The organism is Octadecabacter sp. R77987, from assembly GCF_042466115.1.
GTDB lineage: Bacteria > Pseudomonadota > Alphaproteobacteria > Rhodobacterales > Rhodobacteraceae > SW4.
This window is the reverse complement of the sequence record NZ_JAXHBQ010000001.1, coordinates 2,836,654-2,857,344: the sequence shown is the minus strand read 5'-3', so window position 1 is coordinate 2,857,344 and position 20,691 is coordinate 2,836,654. Positions and strand designations below refer to the sequence as shown.

Genomic DNA, 20,691 nt, shown 5'->3' with positions numbered 1-20,691 from the left:
TTTTTCCGCTTTTGCTGTTAGATCAACGCCCAAGGCATACTTGCGACCTTGGCACCACAAAGGCACTGACATGACCAAGACGATCTATATCCTGAATGGCCCGAACCTGAACCTGCTTGGGCAGCGCGAGCCTGAAATTTATGGTCATGACACGCTTGCGGACGTGGAAGCGCGGTGCGCCGAGGTGGCCAAGGGGGGCGGGCTGGCGGCCAGGCTCTTGCAGTCAAACCACGAAGGTCAGATCATTGACTGGGTTCAGGAGGCCCGCGAACAGGCCGCCGGGATCATCATCAACCCCGCTGCGCTGACCCACACCTCTGTCGCCGTGCTGGATGCGCTGAACGCCTTTGACGGGCCGGTAATCGAAGTGCATATCAGCCAAATTCACAGACGCGAAAGCTTTCGCCACCAGTCCTATGTCAGCCTGCGGGCCGATGCGGTGATCGCGGGCTTTGGCGTGCAAGGCTACGCGCTGGCGATGCAGCGGATGGGGCAACTGGTTGGCGACAGCGCGTAAACCGCGCGTCAATGCGCAAAATCCACGATCACCGGATAGTGGTCGGTTGGCCATTCGCCCGCAAATTTGTCGCGCAGAACAACAGGTTCGCCCACGGGTCGGGCCGTGCCGGTATAGCCGATATGATCAATCGCGCCGAACAGGTTCAGCCCGCGATTGAAATGGTAGGTTGCCCCGGCCACAGGTGCAAAGGTCACGCCTGCATCTTCGATATAGCGCAGCGTCTGATCGCCGTGCCGCGCATTCAGATCGCCCACGACAAACACCGTTTCACCGGCTGCAATCCAGGGGCGCGCCCGCGTGGCAACCAGTTGCGCTGACAACAGCCGGTTGCTGCGACTGCCGTAATCGGTGTGCACGTTGATCACGCGAAACTCGCGACCATCCCGACGATTACGAAACACAGCCCAAGACGCAAACGCGGGGTATGACCCGTTGAAGGTGCGCGCATAAATCACATCGGGGGTCGGCGAAAAGAAGAACCAGCCCTGATCAAGCAATTCCAGCCGGTCCCTGCGGTAAAGGATCGGCTGGGTTGACGGAAACACCGCCGGATCGCCCGTGGCCGCGGCGCCGTATCCGGCGTTGTTTTCCAACAGCCAGTCCAGCGTCAGGTTCACATCGGTTTGCGAGCGGCCGCCAAAGCTTTCCATTTCCTGAAATGCAATCACATCGGCATTGACCGCCTTGAACGCCAGATCAAGCGGCCCTTTGCGCCGGTCCCAATCGCCCACCGACCAGGGGCCCGTGTCCTGCCGCATGACAATGTAGTGCACGTTATAGGTCGCCACGCGCAGGGCATCAGCGGTGGCAGGTGGCAAGGGTTCGTTGTCGGTGTTACGCACGATCTGGCAGCCCACCACGGCAAGCGCGACAAACAGCAGGGCGAACAAAGTCTTGATCAGGCGCAAAAGCAAATCGGCTCTCCTTTGTGTCATCGTTGCACAAAGACCCGACTGTTCCAAACGATACAGGCGGCTTGCTCTGTTATCCGCTTATGCGTCCGTGGCCCCCGTAAGCCAGCCTTGGTAGTGCACGATCATCCGACCCGTCACGGGCATGGACAGGCGCACATCAAAGTGAAACCGCCCGTTTTCGACCCGTTCGCTTGCCTCGCTTCTGGGTAGGGCAAAGCGCGGGATGGGCACACCAAGGCACCAGCCTTTCCGGATCGGGTAGTGCAATCTCTCAGCGGCGACATGCAGGTCCAGCAGGAACGTGAAAGCCCCGAACCTTTCAGTGATGCCTTGCGACGTCGCGCGCAGGGTCGAGTGAAACGTGGAGGTGCCAAACGCGCGTTGCCAGACCTCGCCCCCCTTGTGGGGTGTTTTTATTACCTGCACGGGAGTGTCATCTTGCGCGGGCGGAAAGCGGAACAAAAATGCCGTCAGCCGCGCAAGCACCCCTGCCCCGCGCGTGACTTTAGCGCGGCCCTGCCAGATGCGCGGCGCGGGCGTGTCATGGGTGGCGCGGATTTCAGGCGCGAGGGTCGCGAAAGCCGCACCCAGCGTTGCGGGGAACAACGGCGTGATTGGCGCGATGTCGCGGGTCGTCGTGACGGCAAGGTCGGCCATCGCTGCCGCGGCGTCTGTCAAGGTCAGCTCACCCACCGCTGGTCGGGCCCCATGAGCGATCTGTGACGTGTTTCGCAGCAATGCACGCGCGGGCACGGCAGGGATGAACGGCCCCTCGCCCTGATCAACGCCAAGCCGCCAAACGGCACGTTGCCACGCGCCATCCTTGCGCCCGATCACCGCGACAACCATACCGCCGCGATCAGTGCCAAACGGCGCAAGCAGCCGCGCACCTATCATTGCCAACCCCACCAGCCAGCGTGGCATCCCAACGCGCAAACGCCCGCGCAGCCACGATAAAACCGCCAAACCGCGGTTCATGACACCCAATTCCAGCCCTGCGCGAAAGCTGACCGTGCGGGCGTTGAAATGTGCGGGGAACAGCGACTGGTCCGGCACCTCGATCACCCAAGCCTTGCGCACTTCGCCCGAAGGGAGCGTGAATGCACGCGGCGCGGACCACGAGCGGATCGACGCTTGCTGGCCATCGACCGTTTGGCGAAACGACAGGCCCGTTTGTGACAGAATACTCTCCACCACGGACTGCCCGCGCGGGGCGCGATTTCCGGGCAGGATTGCGCTGTTGATCGTGTCGATCGTGTCCATGTCCTGCGCCAGCGCAGTGACAGCCGCCGACGAAAGGGCGGGCACGCTCGACACGCCGGACAGGGCGAAGACACCAGCGGCGCGGGCATGGGCATCTAGGGCGGAAATGCCTGCGCAAAATGCCGCATTGTCGGACAGATCAAGGTAGTTGACCCCGGCATCAATGCAGAACCGCGCAAGGCGATAGGGATCGTCACCGTAGGTGTGAAACGGACCGGCAGCATCAACGACAACTTCTGCGCCGGTCAGCGCGGACAGATCACCACCCCGATCCAACGCCAAGGCCCGCGCGCCCCAGTCAGACGCATAACGCTGCGCACGCGCCAGATCACGCCCCGCAACCGTCACCTTGTGCCCGTCACGGCACAAAAGCTGCACCAGGCGCCCGCCAAAAACGCCGTAGCCACCGATGACGGTGATCTTCATCCGATTAACCTTGCGCGCAGGGCCGGATCAGGCAGCGCACACAAGTCCGCGTGGCCGAACACAGCATAACGATTGCGCGCAATGCGGCGATAAAGCCAGTCACGCAAGGGGCGTGGCAGGATCCGCAAGACCGACATCAGCCGCCCCCAGCCACCCATGCGTTCGCCCAGATAAATCATCGCATCAAAGTCCTGCAGCACGCGATCCCCATCAATCAGCAGCCACGAATCCGGATCATCGGGCGCAAGGCCGTGGCGCGCCAGCAAATCCCGCCCAAGGTCGGTCTGGATCGGGCAAATGCGCACCTCGCCAGTCTTATCAAGCCGGTGGATCATTCGCGCCCCAAAGGCACACAGGGCGCAATTGCCGTCCATCACGGCAACCGGCCCTTTGTGCATGAGTTCAGGCTGCGTCATGACCCAACCCTAGAGCGCCAAGTGCGCGCCGCAAGCGACAGATGCGCGCAGTTAGTCAGCCCATTCCCACGGGCGGGTGAATGCGCCCAGCGCACGCAGGACATTTTCATCCGTGACGGTGCCCGTCTTGTTCAATCGCGCGACCAGACCGCGTTTCTTGTCCTCGACGACTTCGGCCACTTCGGCGGCGACGTCAGCATTGGACAGCGCGGCGTCATAGATACGGGTGATCGCCATCTTGCGCAGGTCGGGCTTGAAAATCTTGCCCACTGCGGTTTTCGGCAATTCATCCATGATCTGCAAATGCTTGGGATGGGCGGCGCGTTCGCTGATGTTGTCCTTGGCGTATTTCATCAACTCGTCTTCGGTGACAGTCGCACCGGCAACCAGTTCGACATAGGCGCATGGCACCTCGCCTGCGTGGGCATCGGGTTGGCCGATGGCACCGGCAAAGGCGACATCGTGGTGTCCGGCCAGGGCTTCCTCGATTTCGGCGGGGTCGATGTTGTGGCCACCGCGAATGATCAGATCCTTGGCGCGGCCCGTGATCCACAGATAACCGTCACTATCGACGCGACCCAGATCGCCCGTGCGCAGGAATTGCGCATTGGATTTGGGGCCGGCGTAGTAAAGATCGGCGTTCTTGTCGGCCTCGGTATAGGTTTCACCCATGACAACCCCGGGGTTGGAGACGCAGATTTCGCCAACTTCATCGGGGGGACATTCTTCGTGGGTATCAACCGACATGATCTTGATGTCGGTATAGGGGAAGGGCAAACCGACCGACCCGACCTTCTTTTCGCCATCAGGCGGGTTGATCGACACAAGGCAGGTCGCCTCGGTCAGCCCATAGCCTTCGCAAATCGTGACACCCGCGGCCTTTTCAAACTTTTTATAGAGTTCGATGGGCAGCGGGGCAGACCCGGAAAACGCCATCTGGAGCGACGAAATATCAGCATCCACGGGGCGCTGCATCAGCGCGGACATGGCCGTGGGCACGGTGATCATGAATGTCACCTTGTAGCGTTCGATCAGTTTCCAGAAATTGTCGAACACGCCCTCGCCGCGATAGCCTTGCGGGGTCGGGAATACCACATGCGCGCCCGATGACAGGGACGCACCCATCACCACAATCGTCGCAAAGACGTGGAATAGGGGCAGCGGACAAATCATCGTGTCCTTTTCGGTAAACAGCAGGCGATTGCCCAGCCAGCCGTTGTAAACGATGCCGCTGTATTTGTGCTGTGCGACCTTGGGCATGCCGGTTGTGCCGCCAGTGTGGAAATAGGCCGCCACGCGGTCGCCTTTGCTGTCGGCAAACTTCAAGACTGTCGGCTGCTTGGCAATTTCAGCGTTAAAGTTCAGCACCTTGGCGCGATGCTGGATATCGACCTTGGGGCGGATCAGTGGCACGATCAGTTTCTTGATACCCGTCAGGTAGCGGTGCAAATCGACCTCGAGGATCGTGTGCACATTCGGTGCAAGGTGCACGGCCTCGGCCGCCTTTTGTGCCACGTCCGTCTTGGGGAAGGCGCGCAGGGTCACAAGAACCTTGGCATTTGTTTCCCGCAGGATCGACGCGATCTGGTTGGCATCGAGCAGCGGGTTGATCGGATTGACAATCCCCGCAATCGCGCCACCCAGATAGGTCAGCGCTGTTTCCGTGGCATTTGGCAACAGGAACGCGACCACATCGTTTTCGCCAACGCCCAACTCGCGAAACAAGTTGGCTGTCTGGTTGGTTTTTTCCAGCAGTTGTGTCCAGGACAACGTTTCGGCCTTGGCCTTGGGGTCCGACAACAGCTGATAGGTCAGCGCATTACGCGAAGCATGTGTTGTCGCGGTCTTTTCCAGCATTTGATGCAGGGTGACCGGCACAGGGCGGTCATCCCATGCGGATTCCGCCACAATTGCATCTCTATCGGCCACGGACGCATAGGTCATGGTCGTCTCCTCCCCTGTTGTGTGCCCGATCTAACGCCGGTGCATTCCCTGGGTTCAAGATGTGGGCAAATGTCGCTTTAGGCAAGACTGACGCAGCGAAACAGCTACTCGGCGGCCAATCCATCGGTGAATTGCAGGCGGGCCAGACGGGCATAAAGCCCACCTTGGGCAACCAGTTCATCATGGGTGCCGGTGGCAACGATGCGGCCGTCTTCCATCACGACGATGCGATCCGCCTTTTTCACAGTGGCAAGACGGTGCGCAACGATGATGGTCGTGCGATCCCTTGACAGCTTGTCGACGGCCTGTTGCACGGCGCGTTCGCTTTCGGCGTCAAGGGCGCTGGTGGCTTCGTCCAGCAACAGCACAGGCGCATCGCGCAAAATTGCACGGGCAATGGCGATCCGCTGCTTTTGCCCACCCGACAACATCACGCCGCGTTCCCCGACATAGCTGTCAAAGCCGTCAGGCAGGGCCATCAGGAAATCATAGGCGGCGGCGGCGCGGGCGGCACCCTCGACCTGCGCATCCGTTGCATCGGGGCGGCCAAAGCGGATGTTCTCGCGGGCGGTATCGGCAAAGATCACAGGGTCTTGCGGCACAAGCGCCATGTGGCGACGGAAATCGGCGCGTTCCATCTCGCGCAGATCCACACCATCAAGGCGCACCGCACCGCTCGCGGGATCGTAAAACCGCAACAGAAGTTGAATGATCGTGGTTTTGCCGGCACCGGAGGGACCAACAAGCGCGATGGTTTCACCGGGTGCCACGGTCAGTGACACATGATCAAGCGCGGATGTTTCGGGGCGCGACGGGTAATGGAACGTCACATCCTCAAAGGCGATTTCGCCGCGACGGGTGTCGGGCGTGTCTTTGCGGCTGACAGGGTCGGACACGCTGTCATAGGCATTGAGCAATTCGACAAGCCGTTCGGTGGCCCCGGCGGCGCGCTGCAACTCGCTCCAGATTTCGGTCAGCGCACCCACAGCCCCCGCAACCATGATCGCGTAGATCACGAACTGGACCAGTTCGCCGATGGTCATGATATCGTCACGCACATCGCGTGCACCGATCCACAAGACCCCGACAACACCCGAAAAAATAAGGAAGATCACGATTGCTGTCATGACGGCACGGGTGCTGATCCGCTTGCGGGCCGACACAAAGCTTTTTTCGGTCACATCATCGAATTTGTCACGGCTCTGGCGTTCGTGGGTAAAGGCCTGCACGGTTTGCACGGACAGCAGAATTTCCGAGGCACTGCCCGAAGATGCGGCGATCCAATCCTGGTTTTCACGACCCAGCGTGCGCAACCGGCGCCCCAACACGACGATCGGGATAATCACCGCAGGCACGATCAGCAGCACCAGCCCCGCCAGTTTCGGCGATGTAAATAGCATCAGGCCGAACCCGCCGATAAAGATCAGCACATTGCGCAGGGCGACCGACACAGACGACCCGATCACCGAAAGGATCAGCGTGGTATCGGTCGTGATCCGGCTCAGGACTTCACCGGTCATGATCTTTTCGTAGAATGCCGGACTCATCATCACCATACGGTCAAAGACAGCTTTGCGAATGTCCGCCACGACCCGTTCACCAAGGCGCGTCACCAGATAATAGCGCAGAGCGGTGCCCACGGCCAAAAGGGCAGTGATCACAAGGGCCGCAGCGAAATACTGGTCCAGGATCGTGCTTGCCGCGACCTCGAAGTTGTCAACCACACGGCGCACGGCCAAGGGCATCACAAGTGAAATCATCGCCGTGATCACCAGCGCGACCAGTGCCAGCGCCATCATCGCCTTGTGCGGCGCAACGAAGGGCCAAAGCCCGCGCAACGCGCCAATTTCCTTGGATTTTGCGCGGTCTTCGTCGGTTGTGAGCGGGGCTCGGGCCATGGTGCCACCTGATTTTTTGAAGTTGGCGTTGCTTACCTGCCCCGACAATCGATCACAAGCCGCGCGAAGACCCATTTGTCAGCAATGAAAGGAAAGTCTGGAGCGGGCGGCGGGAATCGAACCCGCGTCATTAGCTTGGAAGGCTAAGGTCTTACCACTACACAACGCCCGCTCAACAGGTGGATGCTTAGTTCACCGGCCAAAGGGCGTCAAGGCGACCTTTGCCACGTTTTGACGCGCTGCATCTGCATATGTCATTGGCACTTTCGCCCCTTTACAGGGCCGAGAGTTGCGCAATTCGCGTTGCGTGACTTGGCAATAGTCGGGAAAACAATCGCAGGGTCGCAGCGGTCGCCAGTTGCGGCGTGGTGGTATCGGGTTGCAAGTGCAGTTTTTGCCAATATCCGTCCGACACGTTTTCGATCCAGTCCGAGACATCGTCACCATCCAGACCCGTTTCTTTGGACGCCAGCACTGTGCAAAGGCTGTGCATGACATCCCGATGCGCCTTGTCAAATTCGCTCGAAATTTCAGCGTATTGCGGCGTGAATTTTTCTTCGCCCCAAAAGGCGAACCACAAGGCAAGACTGTCGGGATTGCAGATGTCGGGCGAAAAATCGGCCTTGATCATCGCAATGACCTGTTCCAACGGATCGTCCGCGGCATCCGCCAGCGCCTTTTTCCAGTTCTGGTCATAGCGTTGGTACTGGTCGCGCAGCGTTTCGGTCAAAAGCCCGGTCTTGGACTTGAAATAAAAAACTGCAACGCCCTGCGACAACCCCGCCTCGTTTGCGACAGTTGCCAAGGTGGTTCTGGCCAACCCATTCGCCACGATCGACCGCCGTGTCGCCTCGAGCAACTGCGTGCGGCGCATATCCGCATTTTCTTTGCGTTCCTTGCGCGGGCGCTGTGCAGATGATTTGACCGTCACCGTGTCGTCTTTCTGTTGGTTCGGGCACGTTGTCCCATACTCGCCCTTGCCTGTCAGCCGAAAAAAGTTTGTTTGAGCGCTCAAAAAACTTTACCGTTCTTCGCGGTCACGTTAGACTGGCGCGAAACCATCGGGGGCAGAGTTGGGAAAGCACGAAAGATATGATGCCATCGTCGCAGGTGCGGGGCACAACGGGCTGACGACGGCATGCTACCTGGCCAAGGCGGGCCTGAAGACCCTCGTCGTCGAAAAGAATGATTGGATCGGCGGGGCAGCCGTCAGCCGGTCGCTAGTTGACGGATGGACCTATTCCAACTGCTCTTACGTTTGTTCCCTGCTGCGCCGTGAAATCGTGCGCGACCTGGAATTGCCGCGCTTTGGCCTGCAAGTGATCCCCTATGAGGGCGGCGCGACGTTTACGCCGGATGGCGATTACTTTGCCTATCTGTCGGACCATGACGCGCTGCGCCGCGAATTGGCGCGCCACAATCCGCGAGATGCCGATGCCTATGACCGGTTTAGTCAGGCCGTGATCCGCCAGTGCAGATTTATCCGGCCATTCCTTTTGCGCAACGCGCCCGACCCGACATCGCTAAGGCCACGCGACCTGTCCGAGCTGTTGTTTCTGGTCAAAAAGGCCCACGGACTGGGCGCAAGGGAACTGGGTGAAACCCTGCGCTTTTGGACCATGTCGATTGGCGATTTTCTGGACGAGTATTTCGAAAATGACCTGATCAAGGCCCATCTTGCCGGATCGGGCATCATCGGCACGGGCCTTGGCGTTTATTCGCCCGGAACCGCCTATGTCTTGCTGCATCACTATATGGGCGATGTGGACGGCGCGATTGGTGCCTGGGGCTTTGCACGTGGCGGGATGGGCGCGATATCAAACGCGCTTGGCGCCGCCTTCGCCGAGGCGGGCGGGGAAATCGTCATGGGCGCTGGTGTTGATCGCTTCGTTGTCAAGAACGGGAAGATCACCGGCGTTGCTTTGGAAAACGGCGATGAATACCGCGCGCCGATCGTGGCATCCAACATGGATGTGAAACGCACGTTTCTGCACCATACCGACCAAGCCGATCTGCCCGAAGATTTCACCAAGGCGGTCAAACGTTTCAAGATCCGCGGATCGTCAGCCAAACTGAACATCGCGCTTGATCAATTGCCGTCGTTTCCTGCTGCCCCAAAAGGGGCCAGTTTCCTGCGCGGGGACATGCATTGTTCGACGTCCCTGAACGAACTGGAACGCGCCTATGATGACTGGAAAGACGGGCGGTGGTCGTCTGACCCTTACTTTGACATGCTGATCCCCAGTCAGATCGACCCGACAATGGCACCGCCGGGCAAGCACATGATGACGGTCTTTGTGCAATACGCCCCCTATGACCTTGAGGTCGACGGCCTGCGCGCCGCAGAAAACTGGACCGATGCGGCGCGCACGGCCTTTGCCGATTGTGTCTATGACAAGCTGGAGGTGGCCTGCCCCGATATTCGTCAACGCGTCGTGCACGCCGAGATCCGCACACCGTGGGACATCGAACGTGAAGTCGGTCTGACCGAGGGCAATATCTTTCAAGGGGAACTGACGTTCGACCAGTTGCTTTTTAACCGGCCCGTGCCCGGATACGCGCAATACGACACGCCCATTCGCGGCATGTATATCGTCGGGTCATCAACCCATCCGGGTGGCGGTGTCATGGCCGCACCGGGGGCGAATGCGGCGCGCGAAATCCTGCGCGACATCGGCAAGGCGAAATCCATGCCCAGCTTTGCTGCGTGAAGGAGGGCCGCATGTCAGACCATCGCTATGATGCCATCGTCATCGGGGCGGGCCACAATGGCCTGACCGCCGCGGCGACGCTGGCCGCCAAAGGCAAGTCCGTCTGTGTTCTGGAACGCGACGGCCGGATTGGCGGCATGTCGAAATCGGCCGACCTTGGCGGTGCACAGGTGCCTGAAATCGCGCATCTTTTGTATAACCTGAACCCGCGGGTTGCCAAAGACCTGGGTCTTGACCTCAAGACCCGTGCGTTGCCCACCGTGGCGCTTGCGCCGGACGGCGATCATGTGGTGATCAAAGACGGCACAGCCGTTTTCGCCGATGGCCGCGCGCACCCAGATGCGCAGGCCTTTGCCGCGCTTTATGCGCGCCTTGGGAAATTCGCTGCTGTGTTGGGTCAGCTCGCGGATGGTCCGCCCCCTGCCCTGTCGGGTGGCATTCTGGACGCAACGACTTTCGCCGAACTGGCCAAACTGGGAAAACTTGGCTGGGGTCTCAAGCGTCTTGGGAAAAAGGACATGCGCGAGTTCTTGCGCGTGATCCTGTCCAATGCCTTTGATCTGGTCCTTGACGAGATACCGGACAGCCCGCTTGCCGGTGCCTTGACGGCAGATGCGGTGCGCGGAGCCTACGCCGGTCCGCGTTCACCCGGCACCGTCTTTTCGCTGATGTATCGTCTGGGGAATGGCGCAGATGTGGCCCTGCCGTTGGGGGGGATGGGCGCCGTGGCCCGGGCCTTTGAAACCGCGGCGCGCAGCCGCGGTGTGGACATTCGCACAGGCGCGCAGATTGAACGCCTCGTGATCGCGCATGATCGGGTGCAGGGCGTTTTGCTGTCTGATGGCACCACCCTGCATGCCAATGCAGTTCTTTCCAGCGCGGGTGCGATGCAAACACTGCAAATTGCCGGTGTCGCCAATTTCGACGTCGAAGCCGCCCGCCGGATGCGCAACCTGCGCAACAAGGGCACAACTGCCAAGGTCAACCTTGTCTTGCGGTCCGCACCTGTGTTCACCGGCCTGAACGCAGGGCAGACGGGGGGCCGCCTGTTGATTGCACCTTCGGCGCAGGACGTTGAGAGGGCGTTCAACCCCGCAAAATACGGTGCGATGTCGCCCGCACCCTTGATCGAGGCCGTCATCCCCAGCCTGACCGATCCAGACGTCGCACCCGACGGAACACACGTCCTTTCCGCGGTGGTCAGCTATGTGCCCTACGCGCTTGAAGGCGGGTGGACGAAAAAGGCCCGCGCGCAGTTGTTGGATCGCGTTGTCGCAACGCTTGACCGGTATGCGCCGGGCATTGGCGGGCTGATTTCGCACAACCAGGTGCTGACGCCAGTTGATATCGAAAACATGACCGGTGCGCCGGGCGGGCATTGGCACCACGCCGAAATGGGGCTTGATCAACTGCTGACGGTGCGCCCTGCAAACCTTCTGTCGCGCTATGCCTTTGGTGTGGGTGGGCTTTATCTGTGCGGGGCATCGGCGCATCCGGGCGGTGATGTAATGGGGGCGGCTGGCCGAAACGCCGCCATGCAAGTGATCTCGGACGGGGTATTGGGTTAATGGCAAAGCGCAAGACATCCGCAGCCAAACATGTCCAGATGGGGCTGATCGAAACGCCGTTCTTTGGGCGAATGAACGCGTTGAGCCGTGCAAAATCATGGACGGGTTGGGCGGGATATATCTCGCCACTTGTTCTCGACACGGTCGAATTTGAATACTTCGCGATCCGCAATCAGGCGACACTGTTCGATATATCGCCCATGCACAAGTACCGCATCAGCGGACCCGATGCGCTGGCCATGTTGAACCGGCTGGTCACGCGCGATGTTGCGAAAATCGGCGATGGGCGCGTCGGCTATGTCATGTGGTGCGACGAGGAAGGCATGCTGATCGACGATGGCACCCTGTTCCGGTTCAGCGATACGGATTTCCGGCTGTGCTGTCAGGAACCGATGTTCACATGGCTGTTGGATGCGGCCTGGGGCTATGACGCGCAGGTTGTTGATGAAAGCGATGCGATTGCCGCCCTGTCCTTGCAAGGTCCGACATCCTGGTCGGTCCTGAACGATGCAGGCTTTTCCAACATCGAAACGATGAAGCCGTTTGATTGGCGCGAGGTCGCGCCCGATATCTGGGTTTCGCGCACAGGGTTTACCGGCGATCTGGGCTACGAGATTTGGGTGCCCTGGTCAAAAGCTGCCGCGCTTTGGGACAGGTTGTGGGACGCAGGTGATCATTGGGGTCTTCGCGCGATCGGGTTCGAGGCGCTGAACATGTGCCGGATCGAGGCGGGATTTGTCGCGGCAGGTGTTGATTTCCAACCGGTTCACGCGGTCATGCGCCTGCATCGTGGCCGCACACCGATTGAACTGGGTTTCGCCAAGATGGTGCATTTTGACAAAGGGCACTTCAATGGCCGCCGCGCCCTCTTGCGGCAACGCGACTTTGGTGGTCGCTATGCGCTGGTCAAGATTGACATCGCGGGATTCAAACCCGCGAATGGCGCGTTGCTATACCACAAGAAAAGGAAAGAAATCGGCTTTGTGACGTCGGGTGTGTGGTCGCCGACCATGAAAAGCAACATTGCGCTCGCTGAACTGAAAGCCCCTTACGGGTCCGAAGTCGTCGATGACATCTGGGCCGAAATCTACGTCAACGAAGAAGGCAAATGGGATAAACGACTGGTTCCCGTCACGATCAAGGACGCACCTTTTTTCGCGAATGCGCGTGCGCGGGCCACGCCCCCGCGCCCCTATTAATCCGGAGCGAGACATGACCAAGGCAAGCCAAACACTGCATAACCGGGCAAACACCCCCTCGACCGAGACGTTGGCAAAGTGGGACCGAAAGCACCAGATTCACCCCTGGGCGGCGATGGATGACTGGCGCGGCTATGACAACATGATCGTCGATTCAGCCGAAGGTATCTATTTCTGGGATGCGCAAGGCAAACGCTACATCGACGGGCCGGGCGGCATGTGGTGCAGCCAGATCGGCTATGGTCGTCGCGAAATGGCCGATGCAATTGCCGATCAGGTGATCAAGCTCTCCTATACCTCGCCGTTTACCAATGCGACCGAACCTTCGGCTGTCCTGGCCAAGAAACTGGCCGAAATGGCACCGGGCGATTTGAACAACGTCTTTTTCACAACCGGCGGATCCACGGCTGTCGATACGGCCCTGCGGACCATGCAGTATTTCAACAACCGGCGCGGACTGCCCAAGAAGAAGATGATTCTTGCACGCGAAAAGGGCTATCACGGCTCGACCTATCTGGCACATTCGGTCACCGGCAAGGAACGCGACAAAAGCCACTTTGATTTCGATACGCGGCTGGTGCACTTCTTGCCAGACGTGAACCCCTATCGCAGGCCCGAGGGGACAAGTGTCGCGCAATGGTGCGATGCAAAGGTCGCCGACCTTGAGGCGGCAATCGCCACCCTTGGGGCCGACAAGATTGGCGCATTCATCGCCGAACCGATCCTGAGTTCGGGCGGTGTCATTGTTCCGCCGGACGGCTATCACAAACGCACATGGGACATCTGCCGTGCGCATGACATCCTCTACATTTCGGACGAAGTCGTGACCGGCTTCGGGCGTCTGGGACACTGGTTTTCGTCCGAGGCGGTGTTCGGGATCGTTCCCGACATGATCACCTCTGCCAAAGGGCTGACTTCGGGCTACCTGCCGCTGGGGGCCTGCATCATTTCCGATCGGGTCATGGAGCAGATGAGCGGTTTGGACGAAGCATCCGCGTTCACCAACGGCTATACCTATTCCGCACATCCGGTGTCTTGCGCGGCAGCCCTCAAGAACATCGAGATATTCGAACGCGAAAACCTTCTGGAACACGTGCGTGAGGTTTCACCATATTTTCAGGCGCGTCTTGCCGCGCTGGCCCGCTTTGCCATCGTGGGCGATGCACGTGGCATGGGGTTGCTGGGCTGCATCGAGGGCAAGGCGAAGAACCTCGAGGCCGAGCGCACATTGGGCGCGCAAATTGATGCAGCCTGCGAGGAGCTTGGCCTGATGGTGCGCCCGCTGATCAATATGGCCGTGTTTTCGCCGCCGCTTGTGATCACCAAGGATCAGATTGACGAAATGTTCGATATTCTTGAACAGGCCTTGGAAAAAGTGTCAGCCGATGTCGCAGCCAGCGCAGGTTAGCCCACGCGCGGGTGTTCGCGTTTGCCATAGCGTGCGGCCAGATCAACCGGCTTACCAAGGTCCATCGCCGCGCGGTGGCCGGAATAAACCGCCGCTGCGATGATTGACGGTGCTTCGGCGTCACCGATCCGCGTGATGGAGCCAAGGCGCTGCGCATCGGGGTGAGCCAGTAACGTTTCGTAAAGGTCCGTAACCGGCATGCGCCGGGTCAGGGGCAGGACCGCATCGCATGTAAGCTGCGTTTCCTGACCAGAAAAGACGCAGGTCAAAGTCGCAAACCCCTGCTGCACAACGTTTACTGCCTGGTTCGTTTGAAGGGTGACTCCGGCCTCCAGCAGTGCGGCGATTGTCTGGGCTTGCTCTTGCGTCAATTCTCCGAAGGCGCAGGCGCGCCCCTGTGGCGTGACAAGCGTGACGCGGTTGCCGCGTTTGACAAGTTCAAGCGCAATGACCGGCCCCAGATAGTAATGGTCATCGTCATAAATCACGATGTGACCAGCTGGCGTTTCATCACCGTTCAGAACGGTTTCCGCGCTGAGCAGCATGGCGTGATCCGCTTCGTCAAAACCCACGGCGCTGTGACGCCCGATCCCGTCTGTTGTCCACCGAGCACCCGTCGCGACCAGCACATGGTCAACGCCAAGGTCCAGCACATCCAAAGCGTTCATCGGGCTTTCACGATACACTGTGACGTTATCCAGCTTGGCAATCTGTCCGACCCGCCAGTCGCACACACGCGCCCATTCGGACAGGCCGGGCAGTTTTGCTTCGCGGGTGACGCGCCCGCCCAGATCGCGGGTGGCTTCGGCCAGCATCACGCTGTGGCCACGCAGCCCAAGAACGCGCGCCGCTTCCAAGCCCGCGGGGCCCGCACCCACAACCAGCACCGATGCAGGTTCAGGGTCGGTGGGGATATGTTCGGGGTGCCAGCCCAACCGCCATTCTTCGCCCATTGTCGGGTTTTGCGTGCAGCGGGTCGGGACATGCTGGCTGTCTGACGCATAGCAGATGTTACAGCCGATACATTCGCGGATGTCATCACTGGCGCCTGCGTCGATCTTGTTGGGCATGAACGGATCAGCGATCGAGGGGCGCGCCGCGCCGATCATGTCTTGCCCGCCCGAACGGATCACCTGCGCCATGGTGTCAGGCGATGTAAAGCGCCCCACGGCAACCACCGGTTTGGACGTCATCGTTTTGGCACGCGCCACGTCCGCAACCAGCGCCCCTTCTTTCACAAAGCGCGAATGGCCCATTTCGATGTCATAATTCCCGACAGTCAAATCCCAAAGGTCAGGCAGATCGGCCAGCAAGCCGAAGGCATCGTAAGACTCCGGTGTGGTCAGGTCGACGGTAAACCGCGTGGCGACAGCGGCACGGCCGGCCACGGCCTCGCGGGTGTCTTCGATCAGTTCGCGGATCAGCCGCACCCTGTTTTCCAAACTCCCGCCATATTCGTCGGTGCGGGTGTTTGTGTCGGCGTCCAGAAATTCGGACAAGAGATAGCCGTGGGTGGCATAGACATAAACGATATCAAAACCTGCTTGCACGGCCCGCAAGGCCGCATCGCGATGCCATTTGCGAATGTCGCGAATGTCGGACTTGTCGATCTTGCGCGATTGGCCCTGGTTTAGTTCGTTGTTGTCGGTTTGGGGTCTGTTGCGCAACCCCAATGCAGGCAAACGTGTGGACAGGTTTGTGACCATCCCGCCTGCCAGCCACAGTTCAACACCCGCAAGCGCCCCATGCGCGTGAACCGCATCGACCATCGCCGCATTGGCGCGCACATCGTCATCATCCCAAAGCGTGGCATTGGGAAATGCCGCGTTGTCGGAAGTGGGATGCACCGAACAGTATTCCGTGTTGACGACCCCCCAGCCACCCTCGGCCTTGACACCGCGCATGGCCGCCAGCGCATTGGGACGCCGCCAGCCCATACCCGTGCAATGGGGCACCTGATAGAATCGGTTTTTGGCTGTGACGGGGCCAATCCGCAGCGGCTCGAACAAGATATCATGCCTGGGATCACGCATCGGGGCTTGTATTGCTTTCTATTTCTTAAACTTATTTGAGCGCTCAATTAAACCTTGTGTCAACACCGGTTGCCGCTAAACTTTCGTCAGGTCGTGTTCTTAATTCTGGTGGACGAGGCCAGCAAAAATAGGAACGGGGAGATATCTGATGACTTACTTTGCCAGAACGGCATCAATCGCCGCAACAGCCTTGATGGTAACGGGTGTCGCTGCCTTGGCGGATGACGCAGAGCTGACGGTTTTTGACTGGGCGGGCTACGAAGACCCCGAATTTTTCACCGCCTACATCGAACAACACGGCGAAGGCCCGACCTTCGCGTTTTTCGGCGACGAGGAAGAAGCCTTTCAGAAACTTCGCTCCGGCTTTCGTGCCGACGCCGCCCATCCCTGCTCGCAATCTGTGCCCAAATGGATCGAGGCCGGGCTTTTGGCCCCACTTGATACCAGCCGCATTCCCCGCTGGGACGAGCTTGAGGCATCGTTCCGCGATATCGAAGCCTTTCAAAAGGACGGCGAATACTACTTCGTCCCTGTCGATTGGGGCAACACGGCCGTCGTTTACAATACCGACGAACTGACCGCGGATGACCTTAGCACGCTTCAGGTCTTTGCCGACCCGATGTATGCGGGCCGCATTTCGATCGGGGACAATGTTGATGATGCCTACGCGCTTGCGTTTCTAGCCACAGGCGTCAAGGACTGGACCACCGCCACTGACGAACAATTCGAGGCGGCATCCGCGTTTCTGCGTCAGGTGCACCCCAATGTCCGCGCATATTGGGCAGACGGCGCGTCACTGGCGCAGTTGATGCAAAGTGGTGAAGTGCTGTTTGCCTGGGCGTGGAACGAAACCTTTTCGACCATGAGCTATGAAGGCCATCCAATCGGCATGACCCGCGACATGGACGAAGGATCGTCCAGCTGGGTGTGCGGTTATTCGCGTCTGGCGGATGCGCCGGGGTCAGAGGACAAGTTCTATGATTTCATCAACGCATGGCTGGAACCTGCCACGGCGGATTACCTTGTCAATGCATGGGGTTACGGCCACGGCAACGCCGTCGCGATGGCCGCGATGAGCAATGAAGACCTTGCCTATGTCGGACTGGACAGCACGGATGCGCACAGGGCCAACACGCTGTGGCAAGCCCCCGTTCCACCAGCGCTGCGCGAACGGATGATCGCGGAATTCGAGCTGATCAAAGCGGGTTTCTAAACCGCACCATCAGACAATCCTGCGCCCTGCTGAAATCAGCGGGGCGCAGTGCGTTCAGCCGGGTCGTTGCGCGCGGATATGATGCGGACAATGCTCGCCCGATTTCAACACACGCACCATTGCCGTCCACGTCGCAATACTATGGTCAATGAAATCGCGACCGAACGTGTTGCTTAGCTCGGCACGCTTTGGCCCCGTCAGCCACGCCAGTTCAGCGCTTCCAATGTCCGCATACCAGTCGTTCCGGTTGCGCAAGCTGACCTGCCCAAAGCCCGCGCCCGTCAACGCAGCCCGATACCGCGCGGGCGAGGCCATGGCGAATTCAAGTGCTTCAAGTTTGATATAGGCGGCCATTTCAGGACTGGGCGCGCCGTCATGGCTGATCAGCCAGTCCGAGGCGGCAAACCAACCGTTCGGGCGCAGCACCCGAAACACTTCGTGCGCCAGAAAATCCTTGTCGGGAATGTGAATGATGGAATCCTTGGAAAAAACCACATCAAACGTCTGATCATCAAAGGCAAAGGGGCCCGGCGCAACCTGTTGAATGGTCACGCGGTCCGTGGCCCCGGCCGCATTGATCCGTTCCCGTGCGGCCGCACACACCGGACTTTCGACATCGACTCCGACAACCTGTGCCGCGCCATGATCCACCGCAAGTGACAGGGTAATCGCCCCCGATCCACAGCCGATATCAAGCACGCGCTTGCCGCGCAGATTCAGACCATCCAAAACGCGCGACACCTCGGCGGGGCCGCCGGGCGACAAATACCCCTCGCCCCAAATGGTTTCGAGAAAGGCAATGTGGTGCTGATCATAAAGATCTTCTGCATCGGTCATGTGTTGCCCCTAGTTGGTGGTCAAGGTTGCCAGATAAGCCGCGATGAAACGCTGCGTGTAGGCTTCCATCTCGACGAACGGGCCGGGTTCATAAAAGCGGGAGTTCACGCCTGCCTGATTTTTCTCGATGATCTGCTTGTCGGCGATGGTCGTCACATCCCACAGCCATTTCAGGCGTGTCAGATCATAGTCGCGCCCCTCTTGGGCATCTTCGTGCACCAGCCAGATAATTTCCTGAATGGATGTGTCTTTGTCCACGGGCACAAACCGATAAATCAGGGCGTGGTCGCAATAGATCAGCATCGGGTTGAGGATGCCAACATAGACATCCGACGCACCACTGTCGTAGGCCGTAATGTCGCCCAGCAAAGGGGCCAGTGGCGCGCCGTCTTCGCTCCCCGTGAAATAGCCATCAAACAACGAATAGCGATTGTAAGCATAATCCGGCGACCCGGTGGGGCGCAGCGATCCGATGCAGTCAACAAAGTCGGTTGGAACACCCGCCGCCTTTGAACGCGCCAGCATTTGTTCGTTCAAGGGCGCAACACGTTCAGCCGCCATATGCGTGGCATGAGACCGCGCAAATTCGGGGTGCGCGGCAGTGCAGTGATAGCATTCGTTATAGTTTTCCACCAAAAGCTTCCAGTTGGCTTGCACCGGATAGCTTTCGCGATGTGCGATCCTGGTTCGGGCAAGGCCAAAGGGCGCAAGCACAGGATCAAGGTCCACGCGCAAGTGATCAAAGCTTGCGGGCGCGTCCGACAAGGATACGTAGATCAGGCCATGGAACACCTCGACGGCAACGGATTTCAGACCCAGCTTGCTGCGGTCATGGTCTTGGCCCAGCATCCGAGCGTTGAACAGGCTGCCATCAAGGTTGAACGCCCAGGCATGATACGGGCAGGTGAACCGTTTGGTATTACCACGCGGTTCGATACAGACGCGCGAGCCGCGGTGGCGACACACATTGGCAAGTGCGCGCACTTTGCCGTCATCTCCGCGCACAACAATCACGCTTTCCCGCATCATTTCAAAAAGGATGTAATCACCCGCATCGGGGATTTCGCTGACATGTCCGGCTAACTGCCATTCCTGATAAAAGACCCTGTCGACATCCTGCGCAAAGATCGCATCGGACAGGTAGAACGGTTGCGCCAGTGCATAGCCCGCTTTCTGGGCAGCGATAAGCGATCCTATGTCCGCAACCTGCGATTCCTGATCCTTCACGACATGCCCTTTCGCTTCATTCAAACAAGACGACAGATTCAGCGCCCCACCCGACTCGCACAGCACTGCCCGGCGCCGCGATCGAACGCCCTGCGGTATTGCGCATTGATATGGTGACGGGGGTGTCCTGTTGGGGCAGCAACACGCTGTAATAGGTCATGTCCCCGTAGTAGTCGCTGCTTGCAACGACGGCGCCCACTTCGTTTTCGGCTTTGTCCGCTGGGTCAAACAGCAACGTCAGCATTTCGGGGCGAATGCCCACTTTGGCGATCTGTGTGGGGTTCATGCCGTTTGGCACGGCCGCATGCGGCAGCGTAACATGGCCCAAGGCCGCGATTTCAAGCGTCAGGCCTTGATCGCTGGATGTGACGAGCCGTGCTGCCAGAAAGTTCATCACCCCGATAAACGACGCAACCCGTTGCGTGGCGGGCCTGCGATACAGTTCCTCGGGGGTCGCCAGCTGCGCAATCTCGCCCTCGAACATCACTGCAATCCGGTCGGACATAATCAGTGCTTCTTCCTGATCATGGGTCACGAGGATAAAGGTGATTCCAAGCGTTTTTTGCAGCTCGCGCAATTCAAACTGCATCTGTTCACGCAGCTTCTTGTCGAGCGCGGAAAGCGGTTCATCCAGCAAGATAACCTTGGGGCGCATCACCAAAGCGCGGGCCAGTGCGACGCGTTGGCGCTGCCCGCCCGACAACTCGTGCGCGGCGCGGTTCCCGTATCCGGCCAGATCAACCATGGCCAACGCCTTGTCCACTTCACGCTTGATGTCAGCCTTTGGCATCCGTTTTGTCCTCAGGCCGTAGCCGACATTGTCCGCCACATTCAAATGCGGAAAAATGGCATAGCTTTGGAATACCATGTTTGTCGGGCGCGCGTTTGCCGCGATTCCGTCCATTGATTTCCCGTCAATCGTGATGTCGCCCGCCGTTGGCGTTTCAAACCCGGCGATCAAACGCAAAAGGGTGGTCTTGCCACACCCGGATGGTCCCAAAAGCGAAAAGAACTCGCCTTCGCGAATGGTGGCGTTGATCCCTTTCAGGGCTTCGAACGCGCCAAAGCTCTTGCGCACATCGTGCAGGTCGATGATCGACGTTGTCTTTGACAT

At 59.3% G+C, this 20,691-nt stretch carries 16 protein-coding genes and 1 tRNA gene; 6 read left to right on the top strand and 11 right to left on the bottom strand.

Features of this window, described 5'->3' with window-relative positions; translation table 11 throughout:
• The first annotated feature begins 70 nt into the window (after positions 1-70).
• The gene (gene aroQ / locus SJY21_RS14470; RefSeq protein ID WP_377512207.1) at positions 71-517 is read left to right on the top strand and encodes a type II 3-dehydroquinate dehydratase; all 447 of its coding nucleotides are present in this window, start codon (positions 71-73) and stop codon (positions 515-517) included.
• A gap of 8 nt (positions 518-525) precedes the next feature.
• Here aroQ and SJY21_RS14465 read toward each other — a convergent pair whose 3' ends face one another.
• The 7 genes from SJY21_RS14465 to SJY21_RS14435 all read right to left on the bottom strand — a co-directional run bounded on the left by SJY21_RS14465 (position 526) and on the right by SJY21_RS14435 (position 8,312).
• Entirely contained in the window at positions 526-1,455 is a 930-nt protein-coding gene (locus SJY21_RS14465) for an endonuclease/exonuclease/phosphatase family protein (RefSeq protein ID WP_377512204.1), read from the bottom strand.
• Positions 1,456-1,512: 57 nt separating this feature from the next.
• Positions 1,513-3,123: a DUF4166 domain-containing protein gene (locus tag SJY21_RS14460; RefSeq protein WP_377512201.1), complete on the bottom strand. Its 1,611-nt coding sequence runs from the start codon at positions 3,121-3,123 to the stop codon at positions 1,513-1,515.
• Positions 3,120-3,539, bottom strand: a complete 420-nt coding sequence (locus tag SJY21_RS14455) for a thiol-disulfide oxidoreductase DCC family protein (protein ID WP_377512198.1) — start codon at positions 3,537-3,539, stop codon at positions 3,120-3,122. Before SJY21_RS14455 ends, SJY21_RS14460 begins: the two co-directional genes overlap by 4 nt.
• Before the next feature lie 51 nt (positions 3,540-3,590).
• Positions 3,591-5,483, bottom strand: coding sequence for an acyl-CoA synthetase (locus SJY21_RS14450; protein WP_377512195.1), 1,893 nt, complete (start codon positions 5,481-5,483; stop codon positions 3,591-3,593).
• A 104-nt stretch (positions 5,484-5,587) separates the two neighbouring features.
• Positions 5,588-7,381 carry an ABC transporter transmembrane domain-containing protein gene (locus SJY21_RS14445; RefSeq protein WP_377512192.1) on the bottom strand — a complete coding sequence of 598 codons (1,794 nt, stop codon included), beginning with the start codon at positions 7,379-7,381 and terminating at the stop codon, positions 5,588-5,590.
• A gap of 98 nt (positions 7,382-7,479) precedes the next feature.
• A tRNA-Gly gene (locus SJY21_RS14440) sits at positions 7,480-7,553 on the bottom strand.
• A 102-nt stretch (positions 7,554-7,655) separates the two neighbouring features.
• Entirely contained in the window at positions 7,656-8,312 is a 657-nt protein-coding gene (locus SJY21_RS14435) for a TetR family transcriptional regulator C-terminal domain-containing protein (RefSeq protein WP_377512189.1), read from the bottom strand.
• Between the two features lie 142 nt (positions 8,313-8,454).
• On the opposite strand from SJY21_RS14435, the gene SJY21_RS14430 reads away from it, so the two are divergent.
• The 4 genes from SJY21_RS14430 to SJY21_RS14415 are packed head-to-tail and all read left to right on the top strand — an operon-like array spanning position 8,455 to position 14,267.
• Positions 8,455-10,092: a phytoene desaturase family protein gene (locus SJY21_RS14430; protein ID WP_377512186.1), complete on the top strand. Its 1,638-nt coding sequence runs from the start codon at positions 8,455-8,457 to the stop codon at positions 10,090-10,092.
• Between the two features lie 11 nt (positions 10,093-10,103).
• Positions 10,104-11,660: a phytoene desaturase family protein gene (locus SJY21_RS14425; RefSeq protein ID WP_377512183.1), complete on the top strand. Its 1,557-nt coding sequence runs from the start codon at positions 10,104-10,106 to the stop codon at positions 11,658-11,660.
• Entirely contained in the window at positions 11,660-12,859 is a 1,200-nt protein-coding gene (locus tag SJY21_RS14420) for an aminomethyltransferase family protein (protein ID WP_377512180.1), read from the top strand. The genes SJY21_RS14425 and SJY21_RS14420 overlap by 1 nt, the downstream gene beginning before the upstream one ends.
• A gap of 13 nt (positions 12,860-12,872) precedes the next feature.
• On the top strand, positions 12,873-14,267 hold the full coding sequence (locus tag SJY21_RS14415; RefSeq protein WP_377512177.1) for an aminotransferase: 1,395 nt from the start codon (positions 12,873-12,875) through the stop codon (positions 14,265-14,267).
• On the opposite strand, the gene SJY21_RS14410 is transcribed toward SJY21_RS14415, so the two are convergent.
• Positions 14,264-16,300, bottom strand: a complete 2,037-nt coding sequence (locus SJY21_RS14410) for an FAD-dependent oxidoreductase (protein ID WP_377512174.1) — start codon at positions 16,298-16,300, stop codon at positions 14,264-14,266. The genes SJY21_RS14415 and SJY21_RS14410 overlap by 4 nt on opposite strands.
• 148 nt (positions 16,301-16,448) lie before the next feature.
• On the opposite strand from SJY21_RS14410, the gene SJY21_RS14405 reads away from it, so the two are divergent.
• Entirely contained in the window at positions 16,449-17,513 is a 1,065-nt protein-coding gene (locus SJY21_RS14405) for an extracellular solute-binding protein (protein ID WP_377512171.1), read from the top strand.
• A 54-nt stretch (positions 17,514-17,567) separates the two neighbouring features.
• Here SJY21_RS14405 and SJY21_RS14400 read toward each other — a convergent pair whose 3' ends face one another.
• The 3 genes from SJY21_RS14400 to SJY21_RS14390 are packed head-to-tail and all read right to left on the bottom strand — an operon-like array spanning position 17,568 to position 20,691.
• Positions 17,568-18,350, bottom strand: coding sequence for a methyltransferase domain-containing protein (locus SJY21_RS14400; RefSeq protein WP_377512169.1), 783 nt, complete (start codon positions 18,348-18,350; stop codon positions 17,568-17,570).
• A 9-nt stretch (positions 18,351-18,359) separates the two neighbouring features.
• The gene (locus SJY21_RS14395; RefSeq protein WP_377512166.1) at positions 18,360-19,577 is read right to left on the bottom strand and encodes an aromatic ring-hydroxylating dioxygenase subunit alpha; all 1,218 of its coding nucleotides are present in this window, start codon (positions 19,575-19,577) and stop codon (positions 18,360-18,362) included.
• A gap of 16 nt (positions 19,578-19,593) precedes the next feature.
• Positions 19,594-20,691: an ABC transporter ATP-binding protein gene (locus tag SJY21_RS14390; RefSeq protein WP_377512163.1), complete on the bottom strand. Its 1,098-nt coding sequence runs from the start codon at positions 20,689-20,691 to the stop codon at positions 19,594-19,596.